This is a genomic window from Stenotrophomonas sp. PS02300 (genome assembly GCF_029959395.1).
GTDB classification, from domain to species: domain Bacteria; phylum Pseudomonadota; class Gammaproteobacteria; order Xanthomonadales; family Xanthomonadaceae; genus Stenotrophomonas; species Stenotrophomonas maltophilia_AD.
The window spans coordinates 1-3971 of the sequence record NZ_JASCOP010000208.1; the positions used below are offsets into that span (position 1 = coordinate 1).

At 68.9% G+C, this 3971-nt stretch carries 3 protein-coding genes; 1 reads left to right on the top strand and 2 read right to left on the bottom strand.

Annotation, left to right across the window (positions count from 1 at the left end; genetic code table 11):
- Positions 1-687 (bottom strand): TonB-dependent receptor plug domain-containing protein (locus tag QMX79_RS20200; RefSeq protein ID WP_282248367.1); only part of this gene is annotated, 687 nt, incomplete at its 3' end.
- Between the two features lie 333 nt (positions 688-1020).
- Here QMX79_RS20200 and QMX79_RS20205 point away from each other — a divergent pair.
- Complete coding sequence (locus QMX79_RS20205; RefSeq protein WP_282248368.1) at positions 1021-2874, top strand: ABC-F family ATP-binding cassette domain-containing protein; 1854 nt, start codon at positions 1021-1023, stop codon at positions 2872-2874.
- Between the two features lie 44 nt (positions 2875-2918).
- Here QMX79_RS20205 and QMX79_RS20210 read toward each other — a convergent pair whose 3' ends face one another.
- Entirely contained in the window at positions 2919-3815 is an 897-nt protein-coding gene (locus tag QMX79_RS20210; protein WP_282248369.1) for a LysR family transcriptional regulator, read from the bottom strand.
- Between the last annotated feature and the right edge of the window lie 156 nt (positions 3816-3971).

Consider the following 3971-nt stretch of genomic DNA (forward strand, 5'->3'; position numbering starts at 1 on the left):
ATCGTGGGGGGTGACCGGGCCGCCCCCGGCCACGCGCCCCGGGCGGGGGGCGACCCCGATGCCGGTATCGCCGGAGAGCTGGTACTTGTTGCCGTCGCCGGCCGAGTACTGGCCGGCGTCCAGGGCCAGGCTGCCGCCCGCGCTGGAGCCCTTGAGCACGATGTTGATCACGCCGGCGATGGCGTCCGAGCCGTACTGCGCCGAGGCGCCATCGCGCAGCACTTCCACGCGCTCGATGGAGGCGATCGGAATGGCGTTGATGTCCACCGCCGACGAGCCGCGGCCGATGCTGCCGTTGACGTTGATCTGGGCCGAGGTGTGGCGGCGCTTGCCGTTGACCAGCACCAGCACCTGGTCCGGGGACAGGCCGCGCAGCTGCGCCGGGCGGATGCCGCTGGTGCCGTCGGTCAGCGCCGGGCGCGGGAAGTTCAGCGAGGGCAGGGCGCGCGCCAGCGCGGTGGCCAGTTCGGTGGTGCCGGTGGACTGCAGGGCTTCCGGGGTAATGATGTCGATCGGCGACTGCGACTCGGCCACGGTGCGGTCGGCCACGCGGGTGCCGGTCACGATGACCGTGTCCAGGGTGTTGGCGGTGGCGCGGGCAGGGGCGTCCTGGGCGGCGACACTGAAGGCGGAGGCCCCGAGGGCGACGGCGACGGCGGCGGCAAGCGTACGGGTCTTGCGGTTCATCAGGATGTGGCTCCGGTTGGGACAAGGCGGCACCGGGCGACATCACGACTGCGGCAAAGCGGGTCAGCGAGGGCGGGTGTTGCGGTGCGCAATTAACGGATTAACGGTATTTTTACTGACTGTCAAATTGAAAAAACGTTGCAAAAGCAACGATTTAGGAAGGTCTGATCAATCAGGCGGGAGAGGGTCCCGGGGAAAGCGCAGGCAGGTTCGTGGGAGAGAGACGAGGCCTGCCGCGCATCCCGGGGCGCGTCAAGTATTCGTTAACGCTAGAATTGCGTCGCAGGAAAGGTGCTCACCAGCACATTCCATTCCGTTATATGGACCCCCCAGATGATTTCCCTTCGTAACTTCGCCTTGCGCCGCGGCGAGCGGCTGCTGTTGTCCAATGTCGACCTGACCCTGCATGCGGGCTACCGCGTGGGCGTGGTCGGCCGCAACGGGGCCGGCAAGTCCAGCCTGTTCGCGGCCGTGCAGGGCGAGCTGGAAGCCGACAAGGGCGATGTGGACCTGCCCGGCAAGATCCGCATCGCCAGCGTGGCGCAGGAAACCCCTGCGCTGCAGGACCCGGCGCTGCAGTTCGTGCTGGAAGGCGACACCGAAGTGGCGGCCGTGCTGCGCGAGGAAGCCGACGCGACCGCGCGTGAGGACTGGGAAGCGGTGGCCAATGCCCACCAGAAGATGGCCGAGATTGGCGCGTACGACGCCGAATCCCGTGCGGGCAAGCTGCTGCATGGCCTGGGCTTCCCGTCCGACACCCATTCACGGCCGGTGGCGACGTTCTCCGGTGGCTGGCGCGCACGACTGAACCTGGCGCGCGCGCTGATGATGCCCAGCGACCTGCTGCTGCTCGACGAACCGACCAACCACCTCGACCTGGACGCGGTGTTCTGGCTGGAACAGTGGCTGCTCAAGTACCCGGGCACGCTGCTGCTGATCTCGCATGACCGCGAGTTCCTGGACAACGTGGCCACCCACACCCTGCACCTGCATGGCGGCGGCGCCAAGCTGTACCCGGGCGGCTACACCGACTTCGAGCGCCAGCGCGCCGAACAGCTGCGCCAGCAGCAGATCGCGCACGAGAAGGAACAGGCCGAGCGCGCCCACCTGCAGAGCTTCATCGACCGGTTCAAGGCGCTGGCCAGCAAGGCCACCCAGGCACAGAGCCGCATGAAGCGCCTGGCCAAGCTGACCGGCACCGAAGCGGTGCGTGCCGAGCGCGAGTTCCGCATCGAATTCGCGCCGCCGGCCAAGCTGCCGTTCTCGCTGATCCGCCTGAACGATGTGGAAGCCGGTTACAGCCCGGATGCGGTGATCCTGCACAACGTGGGCTTCGGCCTGGAAGCGGGGCAGCGTATCGGCCTGCTGGGTCCCAACGGCGCGGGTAAGACCACGCTGGTACGCACCCTGGTCGGTGAGCTGGAGCCGGTGGCTGGCGATCGCTCGGCGCACCCGGACCTGCGCATCGGCTACTTCGCCCAGCACACGGTGGAGTCGCTGCATGAAGGCCAGTCGCCGATGGACCACTTCCGGGATATCTCCCCGGATGGCAGCAACCAGGCCTTCCGCGATTTCCTGGGCAAGTGGAACTTCGCCGGCGACCGTGCCTTCGAGCCGGTGGACGGTTTCTCCGGTGGTGAGCGCGCGCGCCTGGCGCTGGCGATGATCGCCTGGCAGCAGCCGAACGTGCTGCTGCTCGACGAACCGACCAACCACCTTGACCTGGAAATGCGCGAAGCACTGGCCGAAGCGCTGGCGACCTTTGAAGGGGCGATCGTGATGGTCTCGCACGACCGCCACCTGATCGGCCTGGTCTGCGACACCTTCTGGCGCGTGGCCGACGGTGTGGTGGAGCCGTTCGACGGCGACCTGGACGAGTACGCGGCGTGGCTGCGTTCGCGCCCGGCCGCGCAGGGCACCAAGCAGAAGATGGCCGCCGCCGCGCCGGAGCCGGTGCCGCCGACCCCGCCGATGCCGCCGAAGAAGACGGTCAACCCGGTCAAGCTGGCCGCTGCCGAAGCCAAGGTCAACCAGCTGGAAGGCCAGCTGGCCGAGCTGGACCGGCAGCTGGCCGACCCGGCCAACTACGCTGATGCCACCCGCATGGCGGTACTCGGCCGCGACCGCGAAGCCACCGCGCAGCAGCTGGAAAAGGCCGAAGCAAGCTGGATGGAGCTGATGGCCTGACCACGCGTGCCGACCTACGGTGGGCACCTACCGCATCCGCGACCCTATTTCGGTAGGTGCCCACCGTTGGTGGGCACGTCGCCCTGCGCTTCCAGCCATATCCGGAACCGCGCCGCCGCATCGCTTTCCGCACGCGAGCGCAGCCGGGTGAGCCAGTAGCTCCCCAGCGCCAGCGTCTGCGCGAACGGCTGTACCAACCGTCCCTGCGCCAGGTCCTGTTCGAACATGCGCAGCGGCAGCAATGCCACGCCGGCGCCTGCCGCCGCCGCACTGGCCAGGGTCAGCGACGAATCGAACACCGGGCCGCGCGCCTCCAGCTCGCCCACGCCAGCGGCCTGCAGCCACTGCGGCCACTCATCGCTGCGGTAGGAGCGCAGCAGCGCCACGCTGGCCAGGTCGCGCGGTTGCCGCAGCGTGCGCGCCAGTGCCGGCGCGCACACCGGTGCAAAGGGCGCGGCCAGCACCGGCGTGGACACCTGGCCCTGCCAGTCGCCGTCGCCAAAGCGGATCGCCAGGTCCAGCCCTTCGCCGGCCAGGTCGATGCGGTTGTTGTGGGTCTGCAGGCGCAGCTCGATATCCGGGTGCCGCGCATTGAAGTCGGCCAGCCGTGGCAGCAGCCAACCGGTGGCGAACGTGCCCACCACGCCGACCCCGAGCACCTCGCGAAAATGCCCACCCACGAACCGGTCCAGGCTCACCGCGATGCGGTCGAATGCCTCGTTGAGCACCGGGTACAGGCGCGCCCCTTCGTCGGTCAGCGCCACCCCACGCGGCAGCCGGTGGAACAGCACCGCGCCCAGCCGCTCCTCCAGCCCCCGGATCTGGTGGCTCAGCGCGGCCTGGCTTACGCACAGTTCCAGCGCGGCGCGGGTGAAGTTCTGGTGGCGCGCGGCGGCTTCAAAAGCGCGCAGCGCGTTGAGCGGGAGCTGGGGGCGAAGCATCAGCGAGCCGTGAGGAATGTTGATGCCTGATGGTAACCCGGCAAACCGCGGTGGAGCGGTAGCGCCGGCCGTTGGCCGGCCCAGACGGTCCTTTACGCAGCCGGGTGAAATCACCGCTGGCGTTGCGTCCGGCACCGCTTGGGCCGACCAACGGTC